Origin of the sequence: Ktedonobacter racemifer DSM 44963 (genome assembly GCF_000178855.1) — a bacterium.
Classification (GTDB): domain Bacteria; phylum Chloroflexota; class Ktedonobacteria; order Ktedonobacterales; family Ktedonobacteraceae; genus Ktedonobacter; species Ktedonobacter racemifer.
Map to the genome: position 1 here is coordinate 93,427 of NZ_ADVG01000002.1, position 21,232 is coordinate 114,658.

Consider the following 21,232-nt stretch of genomic DNA (forward strand, 5'->3'; position numbering starts at 1 on the left):
TAAAGTCAGAGGTTCTCTGGCAAAATTATCTTCATATTGCGTGTCTTCTTAGGAGGGGTAGGTAAGTATCTTGAGTAAGAATACGTCCTGGTTCGTGTTATGCGCTACGGTGTGCTGCCTCTTGTGGAGCAGCATTCTCCTGACGGCCTGTGGATCGCAGGCGCCAGAGGTCAGAGGGAAGAATACACCTCATACCATAGCGCGTGACAATATTGAAGAAAAACACGCCACCCCAACACCTGATACCCCCCTACAAGCACAAGCCACGACACCCACGCCTACACCTACCCAGAAGCCAGCAGGGGCCGCAGGCGGACCCACCAATATTCCGGCCACCGGCTCAGGCGCCGCTCCATATGGCTCTCCTCCAGGGTTAACCGCGCTCGAACAGCAGCTAACACAACAGCTTTTTAATCAGATCAACAGCGACCGGGCAGCGCGTGGACTCTACGCCTACCAGTGGAATACGACGCTGGCCGGGGGAGCACGCTTACATAGCTGGAACATGTTTCATTGTGGCTTCAGCCATACCTGCCCCGATGGCCTGGACCAGTGTCAACGCATCGCTAACGAAGGTTTCGCAGGCTATAGCGACTGTGGCGAGAACATTGGCGAGGCGGGGCCATCAAGCCCACCCTGGACGAATGTCTACGCAGTGCATATGAGCATGGTCAACGAGCCGCCTACGGGCTGGCACCGCATTCACCTCTTCAGCACAACACTTCATCGCATCGGCATTGGCGTCTACGTCGATCCCAGCGGCTGGGTCTGGTTTACCGAAGACATGGTAAGTTAAGGTCAGTGAGAAAAAGCAGCAGGACCGAGAAGCGCTGCTGCCCGGTCCTGCTGCTTTTTCTCACTGACCTTAAGCATGTGGTTTTGCCCCTATCAGGGCTTCAAACTGTGTACGATCCAGGGCTTCTTCCTCCATCAGGGTAGCAGCCAGGTGTTGCAGTTGCGCATGATGCTCGGTCAGGATGTGGGAGGCGACCGCGCGCCCCTCCGCGAGAATACTCAGTACTTCTGCGTCCACAAGGGCATTCAAGCTCAGTCCAACACTCGCTGTGGCAGGCGAGGACTCGACGTTGGCCATGGGCAGTGCAGGCGGAAGGGCGCCTCCTTGTAGCACAGGCTCTCCGTGAGCGTTCAGGGCCAGGTCGCGAGAGTGCAGGTCCGCACGGTGACGCATATTCAGCCCATATGCCCCTTCCCCGGCTTGATAGTCGGCAAAGACCAACCCCAGTTGCTTGCTCATGCCCCAGCGCGTCACCATCTTTCGGGCCAGGTCCGTCACTACCTGAAAATCGTTCTCGGCCCCCGTGGTCACATGCTGCTCACCAAAGGTCAACTCCTCGGCGACTCGTCCACCCAGGCCAACGGCGATCTTCGCGATCAGATATTCGCGACTATAGTTATAGCGGTCCTCTTCGCTCATGAAGTGGGTCACACCCAGGCTCTGGCCACGCGGCAGAATGGTCACACGGTTCACCACGTCGCCCTCAGGTAGGTAGTGCGCGACCAGGGCATGTCCGCCCTCGTGAATGGCAATGATGCGGCGCTCGCGCTCATTCATCACCAGGGGACGGAGTGCTCCAAGCTGTACACGCGCCAGGGCCTCCTCAAAGCAGGGATGAGGAACGCAGGGGAGATTGCGCCGGGCCGCACTTAGTGCCGCCTCATTGACCAGGTTTGCCAGGTCCGCGCCGGTCATGCCCGTGGTGATGCGCGCGATCCGCTCAAGGCTCACGTCTGCGTCCAGAGGGGTGTTGCGCGTATGCACACGCAGAATCGCCTCGCGACCCACACGGTCAGGCGGCGAGACCATAATGCGCCGATCAAAGCGGCCTGGGCGTAGCAAGGCACTATCAAGAATATCGGCCCGGTTCGTTGCGGCCAGGACTACGACGGCATGGCGCGCATCAAAGCCATCCAGCTCTACAAGCAACTGGTTCAGGGTTTGATCGCGCTCATCGTTGCCGCTCATGCGCATAGAGCGCTTGCGCCCCACCGCGTCTATCTCGTCGATAAAGATGACGCTGGGAGAAGCCTGTCGTGCCTGATTAAACAGATCGCGTACCCGGCTGGCGCCCACACCTACAAACATCTCCACAAACTCCGAGGCACTCATGGAGAAGAAGGGAACCTGGGCCTCCCCAGCCACCGCCCGGGCTAAGAGGGTTTTGCCGGTTCCTGGAGGGCCAACGAGTAAGGCTCCGCGTGGAATACGCGCCCCCAGGCGATTATAGCGCTCGGGGCGGCGTAAGAACTCGACGATCTCCTCCAGTTCACTGCGCACCTCGTCGATACCTGCAACATCTGCGAAGGTAACTCGGTTCTCTTCAGCAATGCGCGCCACACGCGCCTTCGCAACTGCCTCCCCACCAGTGACATTGATCGGGTCGCGGCTCTGCTCTTTGCGCGCCTCGCGTGGCTCATGCCCTGAGCGAGGGACCTCTTTCGCACGCTCAAAGCGGCGCACGCGGTTCTTGCCCATCTGCGTAATACGCTCATCAATCGTTTTCTCTAGACTGGGCCGGTTACGCATCATTGTGTAACTGAGTATGACCAGCGCGCCAATGAGAAAGGGGAGAAATCGCCATAGATACACTAACCAATCAGCCGTTTGTGCCACGGGAATCGTCCTCACCTGCACTTGCTTGCTCAAAAGCAAGGCCATCAACTGCTCATCGCCATTTACTGGCATTTGTGTATGTACCGCACGCTCTGTATCAAGTATCTTCCCCCCGGGCGAATTGCCAGTGCCGATATAGCGATTCCAGTCCTGTATATCCTGGCTCTTCTGTTCGGCGGCCACCTCCGCCGTAGTCGGGGCGGCTGGCAATGTGCTCGCCAAAAGTGGTTGATTCAGGAGCGCACTCATCTCATTGCCGCGAATATTCACCGCCCAGACATGTCCCACCTCCACTTGCTTCACAAAATCACTATAAGAAAGCGCTGTCTCGTTGGCAGGCGTGGTATTCGTGGGCGTCGGGGGTTGGAGTTGACTCGCCACGATATACAAAAGCCCCAGGAGCAGCACGATCAATACACCTGTACATAGCACACTGCGTTCTTCAAGAAGCAGCCTTCGGAGCCTGCGCCCAAAGTGCTCAATTCTTCTCTGCCACTGCCTGGTATTCTCAGACAGTTTGTTATGGCGACCCGCCTTGTCGTCCATTCATACACCTCGTCGGAAAGACCACACAGCCGGACCTTAATATGCTTGATCCTTCGTGTCCATACAGCACACAGTTTCAGCCCAGTTAGAGGGCCATAAACACCTATTAACAGTTGAAGCACACATCCATCCTGCCATAAGGGCAGGAAATAGACCGTTTTGAAAAAGCATCTGAAAGTAAAAAAGTGTGCATTTATGGAAAATCACAAACAGTGTACTGCTTTCAGCGAGAAAAGCGGTAGGATCGGTACTTTCTTCTCAAAAGCATGAAAATTAATTAATATACCTCTATGTGTATCATTATAAATCAACGCCGAGAACTCAGCAGAATTGCTGACCTGTCTTTAGGGCGCAACAAACCATACATTTGAGTTATGAAGATTTTGGCTCTCGCATGCATGGTATGGTCTATACACGTTAGGAGAGACATCTCTTGATACATCTTGAGAGCCGAATATTACTAGTAATGGGGTGTCGTAAAAAGCCAGTGGCCTTTTTACGACACCCCATTACTAGTAATATCTTAACCTCCCAGGCCGAAGTCGAGGGGAATGTGCAGGATATTGAGCAGGGCTACCAGTAAGGGGGCGATCAGCAGGGCTGGAAGCATGTTCGCGACTTTGATCCGTTCCGCCCACAAACTCTGCGACTGAATGCCGAGGATATTGAGCGCCAGGGCGATGAGAATCGTCCCACCTGCGGCGGAAAGCTCGATGACGCGTGGCTGCATTCCCAGGGGCAGGGCAGAACTCGAGATAAGTAGAGGCTTGATCAAGCCCGCCAGCAGCGAGATACCTCCCTGCACGATAAGCACCGTTGCCCCGGCAAAAAGCACGCCTCGTCCAAAGCTGCTGGCAAAAATAATCGCGGAAAAGCCATCCAGGATAGCTTTGATAGCCAGCAAGCGAAAGTCGCCCGTCAGGCCATCCTGTATCGAGCCGAGAATCGTCAACGGTCCCACACAGAATTGCAGGCTCGCCACCACAAAAGCCGCGGTAAAGTGTTGCTCGCGACCCGTCTTATCGACCCGCCGCTTCAGCGAATCGCCCAGCCAGTTAATGCCGCCATCAATATTGAGAAGTTCCCCCACCACCACGCCAATCACCAGTGCCAGAAGCGGAATCAAGGCGTTCTCCGTCTTCAAGGCACTACTCATCCCGATCACAATCGTCATAATACCAATCACAATAATGACGCCCTGCTTAATCCGCTCGGGGAGACGATCTCCAATCAACAGGCCAATGATGCCTCCCAGCATGACCGTAGCAAAGTTTAAGAGTGTTCCACGCAGCGGCAAGGCCGCCACATCAGAGAGAAGTGTATTTGCTAGTAGCATTCCTCATAAGTTCCTTATTCTCAAAAAGCATACGCAATGTCAGATGTAGACTTCTGTTAGATCCCCTTAGCATAGCATGCGCTCAAGCATAGACGGTAATCAGTAGCCCAACGCTGCTAAAGCACGCGTCTACATATAACCATGATATGTAGACGCGTGCTTTAGCAGCGTTGGGCAGCAACCTGCGCTGCACATATCGATGAGTACATGTACACCCTCCCCGGATACTGGCAATAGGAGATTTCCTCCTCCCATTCATCGACCCACGAGGAGCCTGCCACAAACCTGGCCCTCTTCAAAGGCTCCTCCCACTTCTCCATCGCGCCCCTCCCCTCTAAGGAACTCAGCCACCATTTTGCTGTGTCTGTATACTGCTAACGAACAAGCAAACAACCTGCCGGCAACACCGGGGAAATGTCATCTCTGTGTCGAAAGGTTAAAGAATTTGACCATCTTCTGCTTGCTATTCCATCTCTATACTGGAACGCATGCAAGAAGGTGAGGAGGGAAACAAACACTTGTGAGCCTTACAACTCGCAAGCCTGGCAGGCTGACACCCTGTACGTTGGTCAATCGAAGAGCACTCTTGCCGGCAACATAGTCATCTTACGTGTATGCACATGGGAACATAGATGACCTCTGGTCTCCTCTGTCATACCACTTCGAGGGGCTATGTGTACACCAACACAAGGAGTTTGCCTATCATGAGACACCAGACTATGCAATCGCACCAGGCAACTGGCAGCCTGCTCTACCGGGCCACAATCCCCCTGGCGATGCTCGCGCTTGCCTGTGCCTGTGTACTGGGCGTCCGCTCGGCCTCAGCCGCTTCACGCGACAATGACGCTCATGTGCGCATCGTGCATGCCTCGTCCAAGGCAGGTCCCGTCGATATATTCGTAGATGGAAAGAAGCTCTTAAGCAACGTCTCGTTTGGCACTGTGACGGACTACAAAACGCTCACACCCGGCAAACATGAGATTAAGATTGCCCCGGCAGGTAAAGGCGAGAAAGCAGCGGTCATCACGGCCAATGCCAATGTCAAGCAGCATGGCTACTATACCATCGCGGCTACTGGTAGCAAGCAAGGTGACGTCTCGGTGAAGGGGTTTAAAGATGATAATACCGGCAGTACCAAAGATGCCAAAATACGCGTCTATCATCTCTCGCCAGACCTGGGCACAGTCAACGTCACGACCTCTGACAATAAAAAAATTGTCAGCGATCTACACTATGAGCAGGCCAGCGATTACATAACCGTTCCGGCTGGAAGTTATACGCTGAATGCGACGGCAAGCAAAACTGATAAGAAACTACCCATTAAAGCTGATGTAAAAGATGGCAAGGTCTATAGCGTCTTCGTGCTCGGAGAGCAGCATGGCCAGCCCCCACTGACCTACAAGGTACAGTCTGTCGTTGCGCAGAGCACGACAGCACAGCCAGGCCAGACACCAACGGGAACCGCGACCAAAACCGTAACGCCTGCGAAGACCAAGTCACCCACGCGTTAACGATACGCGAACGCGGCCAGTCGTTCGCCACAAATTTGAAACTGGAAAGGCTCGCCCTCCTGACGTATGCACCGGCGGGCCTCTCCATGTTCTCTCCTTCAGGAACACATGTTACAGGAGACCCGGCGCTGCTGAAGCACGCGCCGGACCACACGCAGATCAAGCAACCAGGCTTATTTGCCAGCTGCGCCTTTTACGTGGGAGTCGAGGAAATCGGCGATTGCTGGATAGGCCTTGAGGCGATTATCGCGCTTGATCAGGCCATGTCCTTCATCTGCGAAGACGAGGTACTCGACAGGCACATTGCGCTGGCGCAGGGCATTCACCACTTGCTCAGCTTCGCCAAGGGGGACGCGTGGATCGTTGGCGCCATGCACGACGAAGAGCGGAGCCGTAATCTTATCTACCGCGTGAATGGGCGAGATTTGCTCCAGAAACGCCCGGTCCTGCTCCAGGCTGCCATATTCGGCCTCGCGCCATTTGCGGCGCCAGGGACCAGTATTCTCCAGGAAGGTCACGAAGTTCGCGATACCCACGATATCGACGGCCGCCGCCCAGAGATCAGGGTAGGTCGTCACAGCCGCAAGCACCATGAAGCCTCCATAGCTACCTCCATAGACAGCGATCCGCTCAGGATCGGCGATGCCGCTTTCGCGCAGCCATTCAACGGCGGCCTTGAGATCGGCCACTGAGTCCATCCGCTTGCGCACATCGTCGAGGCTCTGGTAAGTATAGCCATAGCCCGTACTGCCACGGACATTGGGGGCGAGAACCGCGTAGCCACGCGCCACGAGATACTGGTAGATAGGGTTAAACCAGGGGCGCTCCTGGGACTCCGGTCCACCATGCACGCTGATCACCACGGGCAGGTTTTTCTGCGCGCCCGCAGGCTGATAGAGAAACGCGGGAATATCGCGCCCATCAAAGGAGGGGTAGCGCACCACTGCCGGCGCGACAAAGCTAGCGCGGGGGATGCCTCCAGTTGAACTCAAGGTAGCACGCTGGATATGTCCGCCAGCCATGTCCCAGATCCAGATGTCGGTCGGCTCATCCGCTCCACTCAGAGTAATCGCCAGTTTCGCCCCATCCTGCGACCACGCCAGGTCAAGCACGACGCTCTTAGGCAGCGTTGGAGCCAGCAAGACATGGCGCTGCTCCCAGCCTTGCGCAACATCAAAGAGTTCGAGACGCGAGATACCATCCTCATTGATCACCATAGCCAGGGAGGCGCCATCCCTGGTGACGGCCAGCGCCTCCACATCCCAGGGAATATCGCTGAGATAACGAAGCTCGGTTGTGGCCAGGTCCAGGTAGGCCAGGGAGAGAAAATCGCGCTCCCGATTACAGAGCAGGTAGAGACCCTTGCGATCCGCTGACCAGAAGGGAGTGGCGTGCAAGGCGGCTCCCTCGCCCAGGTCTGGCGTCAGGTCTCGTGCCTCGCCAGAATCAATATCTATCAATATAAGTGCATTGCGTGACAGCGACTCCACCCGTCTCACCAGCACCTGTTTGCCATCGGGAGAGTAGCGTACTGGCATGTTTGAGCCGTCCTGCTCCAGCAGCAAACGACATTCTCCGGTGCTTACCTGCATCTCGTAAACGTCAAAGAAGCGAGCGTCACGCTCATTGCTATTATAGACGATACGCTCTCCATCAGGCGACCAGCCACCGAAGGAATGCATGACCTCGGGCTTCTCGGTCAACGCACGAAACTCGCTGCCATCGGCGCTCAAAAGGAAGAGTTGTGCCCGTTCATTGCCGCCGATATCCCCGCTTACCAGCAGTGTATCGGCATGTGGCGCAAAGGTAGCACCAGAGACGCGCTCTCCTCGAAACGTCAACTGCCGCGGCCAAGCTGGCTCCTGCAAATTGGGCTGGTCGATAGAGACGCTCCAGACTTCCGCAACTCCGGTAATATTGGTCAAGAAGCTAATATGCTGACCATCAGGCGAAAAACTGGCCCCTGTGGCCGAGCGAACATTGAGATATCGTTCAAAACTATATATTTCTTTTGTCACGTTATAACCTCTCAAGGGCATCGCTATCAAGTTTCATCGTAGAGATGCCTCTATTATAGGACAACGAGACCCGGCAAGGCCAACAGCAACGGGACTTTCACGCCTGCGTCGCTCAAAGGGCGAAGGGGTGTGTGCATGGAGAAACAAGCAATGCTCGCTTTTCCATGCACACCCCCCTTCCTCTGAGAGTTCGTTGCGCGAGAAGGCGCTATTGTTTGGCGTTGCGCATACTAAGCTGGACGCGATTGCGCTTGAGGTCAATACTGAGTACGCGCACAGAGACAACCTGGCCCACTGCTACCACAGTCAGCGGGTCCTTGACGAAGCGCTCAGCTAGCTCGGAGATATGCACCAGGCCATCCTGCTTAACGCCAATATCGACGAAGGCGCCAAAGTCGACGACGTTGCGCACCGTTCCCTGAAGGATCATGCCTGGTTGCAAATCCTCCATCTTTAACACATCATGGCGCAGGATCGGCGCGGGCAGAGCATCACGAGGGTCGAGACCTGGCTTCTCCAGGTTTTCCAGGATGTCATGCAGCGTAGGCATACCCACCCCAATCTGTTTGGCGATGTTCTTCCAGGCCTCGGTTTCGTCACTTGCCTCGCCGCGTCCACGGCTGCTACGCCCAAAGGAGTGCTGCAACTTGATCAATTGCTTGAACTGGGCGATGCGCTCGTTTGGTTTCTGCTTCTGATCACCTGGAAGCATATTCAGTAGCGCACGCGCCGCTTCGTAACTCTCGGGATGGATAAAGGTATTATCCAGGCTATCGACAGCATTCCCAATCTTGAGAAAGCCTGCCGCCTGGACGAAGGTCGCGGGTCCCAGGCCTGAGACCTTCTTCAACTCGTCACGCGACTTGAAGGGTCCATGAGCCTCGCGATGCTTAACGATTGCGTTGGCGACACGGGTATTGATGCCCGAGACGTGCTTGAGTAGAGCGGAGGAGGCAGAATTGACCTCGACGCCCGCGAAGTTTACACATGAGACAACCACGCGATCCAGCATCTCGGCCAGTTCTTTCTGATCGACATCGTGCTGGTAGAGTCCAACACCAACAGCCTTGGGATCGATCTTGACCAGCTCAGCCAGGGGGTCTTGCAGACGACGAGCAATAGAGATAGTACCGCGCTGGGTCGCGTCGAGGGTGGGGAACTCCTCGCGAGCCGCTTCAGAGGCTGAGTAGACCGAGGCACCAGCCTCGTTAACGAGTACATACCCAATCTCGCCGTGCTGCCCTCGCTCCTCCTCAATCGTACCAATCACGCTCGCGACCAGTTGCTCGGTCTCGCGGGAGGCGGTGCCATTCCCGATGGCCACGACTTTCACCTGGTGCTTAACAAGCATGTCATGCAGGACACGTTTGGCTTTCTCTTCCTGGTGCAGGTAGACCGTATCCGAGAGGAGATATTTGCCCGTTTCATCGACAAGCGTCACCTTACAGCCGGTGCGATAGCCAGGATCGAGGCCTAACACCATCTTGCCGCGCAGGGGTGGCTGGAGCAGGAGATTGCGCAGATTCGCGGCGAAGATATGAATGGCGTGCGCCTCCGCCTTCTTGGTCAATTCTACGCGCACCTCGCGCTCCATAGCGGGCGCGAGCAAGCGTTTGTAGCCATCCTCCATCGCCTCTTCCAGGGTTCGCTGAAAGGGCGAGGTCGCTCTGGCAGGGTAGTGGCGGGTAATCTCGCCTTTCGCCTGCTCATATGCCAGGTTCACGCCCACACGCAAGATTCCCTCACGTTCGGCGCGGTTCAAGGCCAGCACGCGGTGAGGCACCAGTTTGGTGACATCCTCGTTAAAATCGTAGTAGAGCTGGTAGACGCCCTGGGGGTCCTTCGCCTTCAGTTCTTCCTCGTCGAGCGCTTTGGTCTTGAGAGAAGACTGCTTGAAATACGCGGCACGCACATCACCACGGACGGAGGCATCTTCAACGATCATCTCGGCAACGATATCGGCTGCGCCCGCGAAGGCTTCAAGGCTTGTATCCACACCTTTTTCGGCATTCAGAAAAGGCGCGGCATGCTCTTCGAGGATCGTCTCCACATCACCTGAGATCTCAGGCTGCTGCAAAATAATCTCCGCCAGCGGCGCCAGGCCCTTCTCGCGTGCCACGCTCGCACGCGTTTTGCGCTTTTGCCGGTAGGGGAGATAGAGGTCCTCGACCGCTTGCAGGGTGGTTGCCTCTTCGATGGCTGCAGCCAGTTCGGGCGTAAGCTTGCCCTGACCATCAATCAAACGCCGCACATCCTGCTTGCGCTCATGCAGTGCCCGCAACGAGGCGGCCCTATCGGCAATGGCCTGAATCTGCACCTCGTCGAGGCTACCGGTCACTTCTTTACGATAACGGGCAATGAAGGGAATGGTATTGCCCTCGTCTAACAGGCCAAGCGTGCGCTCAACCTGGCCACGCTGTAGATTCAATTCGGAGCTCAGTTGTGCGGCTATCTCCTGAGGAGACAGCGTCGTCTCTTCCAGCTTCGCGGAATCTATCGTCACAGTCTCATGTTTATCTTCTGTCGTCAACGATTACTCCACCTTCTCTAACAGGTTTCTATCTCTCCTGATAGTACCATAAACGCGTGTCTCTTGAGCGAAAAGTCCCCCTTTCGTCTTGTCTCACACGCTCGTCTTGTGAAGTACCCCACGCCTTTAGGCGTGGGCTTCGACAGCGGCCCAGTTTCTCCGAAGAGACCACCGGGTGCTGTAGGGCGCTTCCCGCCCCGGCCACCCTACGGGTGGACTTGCCTTTCTTGCTTGGTTTCTTGCTTGGAAGAAGCGTCCCTTGCTCCTCATAGCGCCGCAGCAGGTTGCGGGCCGCGTTCTCATCGCGGTCGAGCTCAGCCCCACACGTGGGACACGAGTGCCAGCGCACTGAGAGGTCCTTGGGCACTAGCTCCCCTTCACCACCATGCCGCCAGCCCCTTCCGCTTTGCAGGCACACAACGTGATGAATCGGCCCCAGGCCGCGTCTAAAATACTTTTATTCAGCCCACTCTTGGCAACAGCTCCATCTAAAAATTGCGCCATACGGGGACCCCTGGCTTTAGCCATGGGGAGGAGCATGGCGCACTCCTTTCTGTGTATACTCATAGCCATCGGATCGTTGCACACAACGCATATATTTGGGGTGAATATCGACCTTCTCCAGTCGGAATGATGGCCGATGACGAATGGCTATCCGTCCTTCAAATGTTCCTTTGGGCGTGATGGCTTTGACCAGATCACCCGTTTGATACCCAAGAAATGTCTTTTTGCGCTCTTTGTGCTGCTTCGGGAATCCATACTTGTCAGGCACACACATTTGCCTCCTCCCATGCCCTGTCGCTTTGATGCGCAGTGGGATGACTCCCTTCTGCAAAAGCACATCAGGTGTGCTCTTGCCTACGCAAGCTGCATCGAGCCAGTGGGTTTTGGGGAGTCCTCGCGTGGTACGATTAAACTTCGTCAATCCACCGCTCCCACACTCGACAGGCAAGCCGATAGCTTTCAGCCGTTCGAGCAAAGCACATCGTGTGCTATTGACAGCGCTGGCATCCTTGAGTGGCTTTTTGACCTGAGCGAGAAGACGCTTGAGCACTTCAGGTTTCTTTTTCAAGAAGACTTCGATCTCCTGAGTGCCTTTGGCAGTATTGCATGCTTCGCACGCCAAGGTAAGATTGCTCATCCTGTTCGTACCACTACGGGCACGTGGATGGATATGCTCTACCTGAAGCGGGACATCTTGTTTGCCACAATAGGCACACGTGCGTTCCCATTTTTCCAGCAAGTATTCCCTGACCTCATAGCCTTGCAAGGTTCCTTGCTGGTATTCCACACCTGCAATGTCGGGATTCTCCATCAATTGCATATCAAACTTCACAAGCTCCTGACTGAGAGTGGCAATGGGAGCATATCGACACAGGCGAGCTACCCACGTCAGAATGTTGGCAAGGCGACTTTCTAACGATGGTGGCAACCATCCCTTCTTCCTCCGTCGATTGTCAAATCGCGGCTTGCGGTAGCGTGTTTTACGCTGCCTACGCCCCTGGCGACTTGCACGACGGCTATCAAGACTGTCTTTAATTGCATGCCCTCGATGTGAGAGTTCAGCCGCGAACACAATTTTGCCGTTGGTGCCGTTCACCAGGGCAATTCCCGTCGTTTTACTGCCTGGATCGAGCTTGAGGTGCAAGGGTTGTACCTCTGGCTGTTCTACCACCCGTTTGAGCACAATGGTAAACGGATACCGTCTAAACACGGCTGCTTTCCCTTGCCTGAGCAAGCGCCTCGCGTGTCCTGGATGCACCGGATTTAAAGGTTTGCAGTCACTATCAATCACAAAAACATTGCTCACGTTGAGCCTCCTGTTTCCAGGGTAATGTTTGCCTCGACAATGATAGAGGGCGGTACTTTTCCCTGAGCACTGCATAGACCCCGCTTTGCTGTTTAACCCAGAGATTCTAGAGCTACCGGCTGGCACACACCTGTAGGTAGGAACTTGAACACTTCTCCTCTATCGTAGCCTGATAACCTCCTGCCTCGCGCAGAAGGTCCATGGCTAAGTCTGGACAGGTCCGAGCTTGCTTTCACAAGCCCCTGCCTTTAGGCATGGGGTACCTGACTGGGAAGATACTGCACGCTCCCCACGGCCGTGCTCTCCAGGGACATGCTCCCTTGGGAAAGGTTGGCAGTGGGAGACGCCTCCGCCTTCTTGGGCTTGGGTCTCGCCGTCATGTTGAGGATCTGTAACTGCTCAAAGACCAGGATCCCATACTGGTTCACGAGCCGACGCGAGGTTTTATGCAAAAAGTCCTGCCGCCGATGGCGCACCTTGCGATAGAGTCGGGTGAGCTCACGCTTGGCACGATTGCGTCGATGACTGCCTCGCTTGCGTCGAGCGAGCGTGCGATGAGTGGCCTTGATCCGCGCTTCGGTTGAGCGATAGAGGCGAGGATTGGCGATCTGCTCGCCAGTAGAGAGAGTGGCATAGGAAGTGATACCTACATCAATGCCCACCGCCTGCTTGTTGGGATGAACCACTGTGCTGGGGTCGAAGGACTGCTCCACGCTAAAAATGGCATACCACTGGTCGCCATCGCGCTTGATGGTGCAGGTGGTGATGCGGCCTTTGAGGGGTCGATGCATGCGCATCTTCACATGCCCAATCTTGGAAAGGGCGAGCCGACAGGTGTTCTTCCTCTTCTTGTCCTGGGAGCTGAGTGCTCCAAGGATCTCAAACCCGCTCTGTGGATACGAGAAGGAATGATACCGACTGTTCGATTTATACCTGGGATAGCCTGGGGTTTGTCCTTCAGCCACACGACGAAAGAAGGCTTGCATGGCTTTATCCAGGCGACGCAGCACGTCTTGCTGGACCTGGGAATGGATCTCTCGATATTCTGGGCGTATCGCTTTGATCTGGGGCAACTGGTCGGCTTGCTTGCGATAGGAGACCGAGACACCGGTCATCTTGTAGGCGGTGGTGCGTTCTTCGAGGCCTGCATTGTAGAGCTCTTTACAGCGGCGAAGCGTCCAGAGGAAGGTTTCTTCTTGTTTGCGCGTGAGGTACAGACGGTAGACGTAGGCTTTGACGCGCACAGGCAAGACCGCTTCCTCTGTCTGCGGTGCATGCTCCTCGTTTACGGTTCCCAGGCCCATTTCTCCTCTTCCATCGTTCCCTGCTTATTTCGAGACGAAAACAAGCTGCCAATAGTAGAACACATTTTCGAGTCAAAGTATACAGGAGCAGTTCTTTTCTGTCAAGTCTCCTTTTCCCTCTTCCCCTCCCTTCCAACAAGGAACGCCTCTTTCATCCCCCTGCATTCATGCATGGGTCTTCAGAGGCGCTTAGGATAAAAAGGGATATATTGTTGATGTGGCGTGGTCGGCAATTGCCGACCACGCCACATCAACAATATATCCCTTTCCATTCAGGGTTGCTGGGGGTGCAGCCTGGCCCAGCGGGCCTTGAATTGCGAGCGGCCAAGCATGCCACCGATCCAGCCCAGGACAAAGGAGATGATCAGGCCACCGACGACGAAGAGTAAAAGGGGACTGGCCCCCTGCTGACCACTGGTCGAGGCCTGCGTCTGGCGCTTGAGAAACTCAGGAAAGATTTCCTGCCAGATGCGCGCAGGCGCCCCAGGCTCCATTGAGCCTCTAAGATGCTGGGCCCACTGTATGACCAGGCCTACAAGCAAGACGCACCAGAAGGTAATGGTACTGGTCACGCCCGCCCAGAGGCCCGACCAGGCTCCGCGTAGTGAGCGTCCACCGCGATGAGTGGTGATAAAGCCGGAAAAGACATAGAACATAAAGCCCATCAGGATGGCCAGGTAGAAGTACTCTTCGCGTGGATAAAAGAGAATCAAGAGCGCCGAGAGTACGCCCTGAATAATACCCCAGAGACATCCCTGGCCAAAGGCACTGGGGGCGACTTGCGGTATATAAGCCGCCTGGGGTGGCTGCATCTTTTGCCCCTGGGGAATGGCCTGTGGGGCACGCCCCTGTGGCTGAGGGGTACGTGGCCATTGGGGCGGCTGCCCCTGACGTTGTGGTTGTTGCACCTGGTGCTGGGAACCGCGCTGACCAGCCTGAGCAGGCTGCGGTTTAGCCACTTGTGCCTGTGGGGGAGCGGGGAGCTTCAAGGGCTGCTGAGATGATTGTGAACCCGCCGGCCAGGCAGGCGCGACCAGTGTCTTATCGGAATGCGCGGTCGCGAACTGGGGATCACGAATAGCACTCGCGAAATCGGCCATATTGGCGAAACGATCTTCAGCACGCACCGCGAGCGCTTTGAGGAGCACATTCTCTAGTGATTGAGAGAGCGCTGGATTCAATTGGCGGGGAGGGATCAGGTGATCCTGAAAGCTGCGATTGATCGCGGGCGGCGGCAAGCGATTGGTCAAGAGCAGGTACATCGTGGCTGCCATGGAGTAGATATCGGATTGGGGTCCCGTTTTGCCAGTATACTGTTCAAGTGGGCTAAAGCCGGCAGACACCGCCTTCACCAGCGTCTGCGTCTCCTCGTCTGGATGATAGAGCTTGGTCAGGCCGAAATCGACCAGGACCGTGGTCTGAGCTGGCGTAAGAATAATATTGCCAGGCTTAATATCACGATGAATAATAGCGGGCCTACGACTATGCAACTCGTGCAACACATCCATGATGGGGAGGAGCCAGTTTACAACCTCTTGCTCACTACAGGGACCGTTGCTGGCCTGGTGTGGCTCCTGCTCCCCCACGCGACCGCCGAGGACGCGACTTCGCAGCAATTCCAGCAGATTTTTCCCCTCGATAAGCTGCATTACCAGGTAGAAACGGCCATTGGACTCGAAGGCGTCGTATACCTCGGGCAGGTGCTTGCTACGCACAGTAAAGAGCACACTGGCCTCCATTAGCCCCTGTCGCCGCGCCATCGGGGTGATATCATATGTTTCTTTAATAGCACAGGGCCGGTTGTTTTCGCTGGTATCGCTTCCACGATAAATGGCCCCAAAACCACCGCTATTGATCAGCGGCCCCACGACATAATGGCCCCCAACAACCGTTCCTTGCGCCAGTGCGAGTGGCAAGCTCATACCAGAGCTTTCTCCCTTTTCTATTACTATTGAACCAGGCGTATGCTCCGCCCTGTTCAGAAAGCAGGCTTTCTCAAAAAGAGAACGTTTCCTGTGGCAAGATCATCGTACAATAATTTCCTCTCTATACCTAGAGACGTGCAAAATCTTCTACGATAGAAACAACCTCTCAGTTACATCTTAACGACGAGAAACTCTACAAAAAAATGTGCCCCTGTCGCTTGCAATAAGCCATACGTATGATACAATAAGCCATACTGATCTGATCTTACGTACATGTTGCAGGAAGAAGAGAGCAAACATTTGGAACGAAACGTGATGTTTGATGCTGATCATGACCGTGAAAAAACGGCAGACACAGAACGCGAAACCGTCCAGGAAACAGAGCTGAGCAGCCTGGCACAGAGTGACAGTCTCCGCCTCTACCTGCGCGAAATTTCGCGTATTCCTCTGCTCTCGGCCGTAAGCGAGTCCCGCCTTGCTGAACGCGCGGAGAATGGCGAAAAAGAAGCCAGGAACCACCTGATCGAGGCGAATCTGCGACTGGTAGTAAGTATCGCCAAAAAGTACGTTGGGCAGGGACTCTCCCTTGAAGATCTTATTGGCGAAGGGAACATTGGTCTCATTCGCGCAGTCACCAAATTTGACTATCGTAAGGGGTTCCGCTTCTCGACATACGCCACCTGGTGGATTAAACAGGCTATCACACGCGCCATCCTGGAGGGCACACGCGTTGTCCGTCTTCCTGTCTACATCATGGAAGAAGTTATGCGTGTCAAACGTACCACGCGTCAGCTCTACCAGGAATTGGGACGCGAGCCAACGCCTGAGATTATTGGTGAGCGCCTGGGCATGACCGCTGAACGTGTCAGCGAACTCCTGATCTGGGCCGAAAAAGTCTTCTCCCTGGACGCCCCACTTTCAGAAGAGGAAGAAAATACCCTGGGAGACATCATCGAAGATGTACGCGAACGCGGCCCCATGGAGATCACCGATCAACAGCTCCTGCGTGAAGAGATCCGCAAGGTACTTGGGCAATTGACGGTACGCGAGCGCCAGGTGATTGAGCTTCGTTTTGGTCTGATCGATGACCACGACCATACCCTGGAGGAGGTCGGCAAAAAGCTCAAGGTCACACGCGAACGTGTCCGTCAGATTGAAGAGCGCGCCATTCGCAAGCTCCGTCATCCACAGGCGAGCCGTATCCTGAAGGATTACCTGGACTAGAAATTACTTCGACTCAGTGTCTATATGCTTTTGTAGCGTCGTACGTCAGGGCAATATACCGCAACAAGGGGTAGAGTACTTCTCAAGTGCAAGAAGTGCCCTACCCCTTGTTGCGTGCGAAAACACTGACTTTTCTGCTGGTACACTCCTTCCAGAAAGATAGGTACCATTTTCTCTATCTACCACTTTTTCAACTCGCATACGTTTATTCTAATAGGGAACGTATTATGCATTATTTATCCTTCGAAGAAGAAATGGGTTGTGGCGCATGAATGAACTAGCTGGTCAGAGCCTGGGTGGGTTTCTGCTGGAAGAAGAGATTGGGCGAGGCTCCATGGGGGTCGTCTACCGGGGGCGGCAGGTAGCTCTCGGGCGGGAAGTAGCTATCAAAGTATTACCCAAGGCGCTCGCACGTGACCCCTCATATATGGCACGCTTTATTCGCGAGGCTCAAATTATTGCCGGCCTCAATCACCCCAATATTATTCACATCTACGACGCTGGTGAATCCCATAAGCTCCTCTACTTCGCCATGGAATATGTCCAGGGGCCAACGCTGGCCAATCTGCTGCACATGGATGGGGTTTTACCGCAACACCTGGCGGCTGAGTATGCCGCCCAGATCGCGGATGCGCTTGATGCCGCCTATAAAGAGCGCAACGTCATCCATCGTGATATCAAACCAGAGAACCTTATGCTTGATCGCTGGGGCAAAATCAAAGTCACCGATTTTGGCCTGGCACGCGCGCCTGGTCATCAGCAAATTACCGTCACCAAAACCCTGGTTGGCAGCATCTACTACGCCTCGCCAGAACAGGTCTGGGGTCACCAGTTAGACAACCGCAGCGACATCTATGCTCTTGGCGTAGTCCTCTACGAAATGGTCACCGGACATCGTCCCTTCATTGGACGCAATATGCCAGAACTGACGCAGACCATCGTGAAGGGTTCGCCGCCTGCACCAGGGACCTATAACCCGGCTCTCTCCTCCGAACTGGAACATATTATTCTTACAGCCCTCGCCCTTGACCGCGAACAACGCTATCCCAGCGCAGCAGTGCTGGCGGAGGCGCTGCGTGGCTTACGGCTCTCGGCCTCCCTACCCCCTGTACCACGCATTCAGACGCCGCGCGCCCATATTCCCATCCAGCCGCCTAAGCGTCCAAACACTCAGCGTTCAGGCTATATGCATACACCACAGCCTCAATCAAGACCAATGGACACGCCGACACTGCCAAGCCTGAATATTCCTTTCACGCCCTCGCCACAACCAATCACCGACAAGGTGGCTCAGGCTCGCAAGGGCCAGGACACATCTCAAAGGGGGAAGGAAGACCCATACCAGACACAACCCGAACTCCAATCGGAGCACGCCGAACAACACCCCTGGTGGAACAAGCTCTTTCGACCACCACATCGCTCCTAGCGGCACATTAACATAGCGCGCATCTGCTTCTGACGCCCTGTTAAAGATGCTACGTGCAAGTCTATAGCTTGCACGTGCTTGTTTTTGGGCAAGCGAGCGCAACTACTCCAAGCTCAAATTTTGATACGTTCATGCATATCCTAAATCCTTCTCACTTTCGCGTCTAAAGAGGTATATTATGAGAGGTATATTTACTGAAAGGAATATATATTTTAGGGATGTATGATGACCCAACACAACCACACTTTATACCGCTACCATCTCCGCCGTTTTTGCCATTGACACCACCACGCCCGCCACGCCAACCCTTCGCGCCCTGGGCCTGGTACAGAAAACAATCGAAAAAGGTGCAAGGCGGGATTGGCTGCTTTACGATATTTGTAGTACTCATGCTCTGCCTCTCGTGCGCTAGCGCGAGCGCCCACATGTTCTCGGGCAATTTCCTTGCGTCACAACCGTCACCTGCTGTGAAGACGCAGGACACACCAATGAACCCGTTTAGCCCAACACCAATGCCCACACCTAAACCATCCCCAACGCCCACACCTATTCAACCGCCGACACCATCGCCTGCCCCAGCCACGGGCGTCAATAGAAACCCTTGGGGGTATGATTTCAATCCAGGAAATGTGATCACCAATCCGCCCGCTGGCTTCTGTGGGTACTTTAACTGCATATCTTCGTTTTCGAGTGGGAAGGGTTATGTGGTTGAGTGCAAAGATGGGCAATATAGTAAGTCGGGTGGGCGATCAAGTGCCTGCTCACGTGATGGAGGGGTGAGCCGCACGCTCTATTCCCATTAGTCCAGCAAAAAGTCCTCCCTTTGCAAGGGTGAGTGCCAGCGCGCCCTGGAGCGCTTGGAGCTTTTCGCGGGCGCGCTGGACCTGGAGTTCTAACTGGTTCAGCTTGGCCTGCGCGATGTTTTCAGCGGTGATCGACTTGCCAGCATCAAACGGCTTGAAGCTGGTAACGCGGAATTTGGCCCATACGCTGTCAAGTGGGACATCTCGGGGTGCTAAGAACGCTCTACAAGCGGGATACGAGAGGATATATACTCAAGTCTATAGCTTGTGAGAATAGCTATAACTAAAACAGAGTATTACTCTCTTCGCACGAGGATGTCAGATAGCACCTATGATTACAAAAAGCACACCAGACGATCAGATGCCTTCGGATGCACAGCGTCATGCGTTCCCTTATAACCAGGACAGCGTACCGGGGCCTGCAAGTTCGTCACATATTCTTGAAGAAGCGCTCAGGCTCTTGCTAGCGCCTAATACAGATTATCATGTGCGTGTGCAAGCGACACGGCGCCTGGCTCGCTGCGGTCCGTCCACCCTACCCCTCGTGCTGGCAACCCTGAGCAACACACCTGAAATCCTGGTGCCCGCATGGCCCTGGTGGCCCCCTCAGTATGAGCATTGCAGCCGCCTGCTCGCTAACCTCAGTCAGAAGGCAGAGCTTAGATTGGATGAACTCTTGAAGCATCCCACACTGAGTGAGCCAGCGGGACCAGTGCTCTGGATCAGTGCCATTGAGGCCACCACTCACCTACCCGGAACCAACTATGAAGACCTACTGTGTGCCGCACTGGCCTCTCCCTGGAAGACAGTGCGCTATGCCTCGGCAATAACGCTGGCGACCCGCGCTGGCCGAACAACGCTTGCACCAGCCACTATCAGCGCACTCTATGCCTGCCTGGACTCGGAAGAAGATTTTCCGGTCCGCCTGACCGCGGCCTATACGTTGCTTCATTGCCGGGAGTACATTGGGCTGGATATTTTATTGCAATTGCTCAATCCCGAAGCCCCTTTTGAGGTGCGTAAGGCCGTCGCCTTCTTGCTTGCCACGGAACTGCCGGTCCATCTCTCGGTCGCTCAACGCGAGCAGTTAACGACCTGCCTGCTCTATGTCCTGGAAGATCCGCTTACCGAGCCTGAGCTAGCCACCCAGGCCTCACATGCCCTGAGCAAGGTCGCGCTCCCCTCTTTGCTTCCAACGCTTATTGATCTGCTCCAAGCGGAGCGCCCAGCGTTGCAGGTTCTGGCCCTCACGACACTTGAAGAGATAGCCAATTCATCCATGATGCGCAGAATGATGCGCCGCCATACGCTGCATACTTATATCATGCCTCTCTTACGCTCTCCAGAGAGCGAGGTACGCCGGCAAGCTTGCTATACCCTCGCCTCCTGCGGCGGAGAATACGTTGCCGCTGTTTTTGGCACGATTGCTCTCAATAGGGACCACCCGGCACATATGGAAGCGCTCGAAGGTCTGCGCATGCTGCGAGGAGTCTTACGTGCCTCTATTCGCGAAAACACGGTCCGCTGGCTGCTCCACGCGCTCAAAGATGCCGATGAAGCGGTGCAAGTCACGGCGCTAGACTCGCTGTCCTATATCCTAGTCCAGGCTCGAACACAGGGGAAACGCCAGGCGCTCCAGGAGATCAGTGGGTTCATCGCGAATGATCCCTTGATCCTGCTCCTACTCAATGTACCAGGCGCCTGGGTCAGACAACGCACCATCGAACTCCTCGGCTTGCTCTGGAGTCCACACACCACCTTTATGCCTCCTCAGAATGAGATGCTGCGCCTCCTCACTGATAGCGATAGCGGCGTACGGGCCTGCGCGGCCTTCGTCTGTGGGCATATCGGCGCACGCTGGGCCGTGCCTGGCCTGATTCAAAGTCTGCTTGATGAGGACCCGCACGTAGCCCAGACCGCCTTTAACGCTCTCTGTCAATTGACGACGACTGCCGATCCAATTTTCTGCGCGGTCCTGCAAGAGCTGGCGCGCCTGGCGCAGACCCCCCAGCCATACCCACTTGCGCACCTGGCACAGCAGATCCTCCACAAGAGCCAGCGGCAAAAATCCTGACCTGCGTTCACAATTTGCGCGTGGACACACAACCCTCTATACTATATATAACTTTGAATAACTTTTACCATCTTGTTATACTCTGGAAGAGAG

The 21,232-nt window shown here is 55.2% G+C and carries 15 protein-coding genes; 6 read left to right on the forward strand and 9 right to left on the reverse strand.

Features of this window, described 5'->3' with window-relative positions; translation table 11 throughout:
• The first annotated feature begins 70 nt into the window (after positions 1-70).
• Positions 71-796: a CAP domain-containing protein gene (locus tag KRAC_RS16810; protein ID WP_007909062.1), complete on the forward strand. Its 726-nt coding sequence runs from the start codon at positions 71-73 to the stop codon at positions 794-796.
• 69 nt (positions 797-865) lie between these two features.
• On the opposite strand, the gene ftsH is transcribed toward KRAC_RS16810, so the two are convergent.
• Complete coding sequence (gene ftsH, locus KRAC_RS78255; protein ID WP_007909063.1) at positions 866-3,178, reverse strand: ATP-dependent zinc metalloprotease FtsH; 2,313 nt, start codon at positions 3,176-3,178, stop codon at positions 866-868.
• Between the two features lie 523 nt (positions 3,179-3,701).
• Positions 3,702-4,514, reverse strand: coding sequence for a DUF554 domain-containing protein (locus KRAC_RS16820; protein WP_007909065.1), 813 nt, complete (start codon positions 4,512-4,514; stop codon positions 3,702-3,704).
• 704 nt (positions 4,515-5,218) lie between these two features.
• Here KRAC_RS16820 and KRAC_RS61750 point away from each other — a divergent pair.
• Positions 5,219-6,025, forward strand: a complete 807-nt coding sequence (locus KRAC_RS61750; protein ID WP_007909067.1) for a DUF4397 domain-containing protein — start codon at positions 5,219-5,221, stop codon at positions 6,023-6,025.
• 173 nt (positions 6,026-6,198) lie between these two features.
• Here KRAC_RS61750 and KRAC_RS16830 read toward each other — a convergent pair whose 3' ends face one another.
• The 7 genes from KRAC_RS16830 to KRAC_RS16855 all read right to left on the reverse strand — a co-directional run bounded on the left by KRAC_RS16830 (position 6,199) and on the right by KRAC_RS16855 (position 15,609).
• Positions 6,199-8,043 carry a S9 family peptidase gene (locus KRAC_RS16830; RefSeq protein WP_007909068.1) on the reverse strand — a complete coding sequence of 615 codons (1,845 nt, stop codon included), beginning with the start codon at positions 8,041-8,043 and terminating at the stop codon, positions 6,199-6,201.
• 208 nt (positions 8,044-8,251) lie between these two features.
• Positions 8,252-10,573 (reverse strand): Tex family protein, encoded by a 2,322-nt coding sequence (locus KRAC_RS16835; RefSeq protein ID WP_007909069.1) that lies wholly within the window; start codon positions 10,571-10,573, stop codon positions 8,252-8,254.
• 28 nt (positions 10,574-10,601) lie between these two features.
• The gene (locus KRAC_RS75975) at positions 10,602-10,991 is read right to left on the reverse strand and encodes a zinc ribbon domain-containing protein (protein ID WP_338010120.1); all 390 of its coding nucleotides are present in this window, start codon (positions 10,989-10,991) and stop codon (positions 10,602-10,604) included.
• Complete coding sequence (locus tag KRAC_RS75980) at positions 10,940-11,077, reverse strand: hypothetical protein (protein WP_244422167.1); 138 nt, start codon at positions 11,075-11,077, stop codon at positions 10,940-10,942. Before KRAC_RS75980 ends, KRAC_RS75975 begins: the two co-directional genes overlap by 52 nt.
• A gap of 16 nt (positions 11,078-11,093) precedes the next feature.
• Positions 11,094-12,383 carry an RNA-guided endonuclease IscB gene (iscB, locus tag KRAC_RS16845; RefSeq protein ID WP_007909072.1) on the reverse strand — a complete coding sequence of 430 codons (1,290 nt, stop codon included), beginning with the start codon at positions 12,381-12,383 and terminating at the stop codon, positions 11,094-11,096.
• Positions 12,384-12,631: 248 nt separating this feature from the next.
• Positions 12,632-13,687, reverse strand: a complete 1,056-nt coding sequence (locus tag KRAC_RS16850; RefSeq protein WP_007909078.1) for an RNA-guided endonuclease InsQ/TnpB family protein — start codon at positions 13,685-13,687, stop codon at positions 12,632-12,634.
• Between the two features lie 272 nt (positions 13,688-13,959).
• On the reverse strand, positions 13,960-15,609 hold the full coding sequence (locus tag KRAC_RS16855; protein WP_007909079.1) for a protein kinase domain-containing protein: 1,650 nt from the start codon (positions 15,607-15,609) through the stop codon (positions 13,960-13,962).
• 303 nt (positions 15,610-15,912) lie between these two features.
• Here KRAC_RS16855 and KRAC_RS16860 point away from each other — a divergent pair, with 303 nt between their 5' ends.
• From KRAC_RS16860 to KRAC_RS16875, 4 genes are all read left to right on the forward strand, one after another.
• Positions 15,913-16,836 (forward strand): sigma-70 family RNA polymerase sigma factor, encoded by a 924-nt coding sequence (locus tag KRAC_RS16860; RefSeq protein ID WP_157506736.1) that lies wholly within the window; start codon positions 15,913-15,915, stop codon positions 16,834-16,836.
• Positions 16,837-17,104: 268 nt separating this feature from the next.
• Positions 17,105-18,262, forward strand: a complete 1,158-nt coding sequence (locus tag KRAC_RS16865; protein WP_007909081.1) for a serine/threonine-protein kinase — start codon at positions 17,105-17,107, stop codon at positions 18,260-18,262.
• A 218-nt stretch (positions 18,263-18,480) separates the two neighbouring features.
• On the forward strand, positions 18,481-19,065 hold the full coding sequence (locus KRAC_RS66005) for a hypothetical protein (RefSeq protein ID WP_007909082.1): 585 nt from the start codon (positions 18,481-18,483) through the stop codon (positions 19,063-19,065).
• 331 nt (positions 19,066-19,396) lie between these two features.
• Positions 19,397-21,139 (forward strand): HEAT repeat domain-containing protein, encoded by a 1,743-nt coding sequence (locus tag KRAC_RS16875; protein WP_007909083.1) that lies wholly within the window; start codon positions 19,397-19,399, stop codon positions 21,137-21,139.
• Positions 21,140-21,232: the final 93 nt, after the last annotated feature.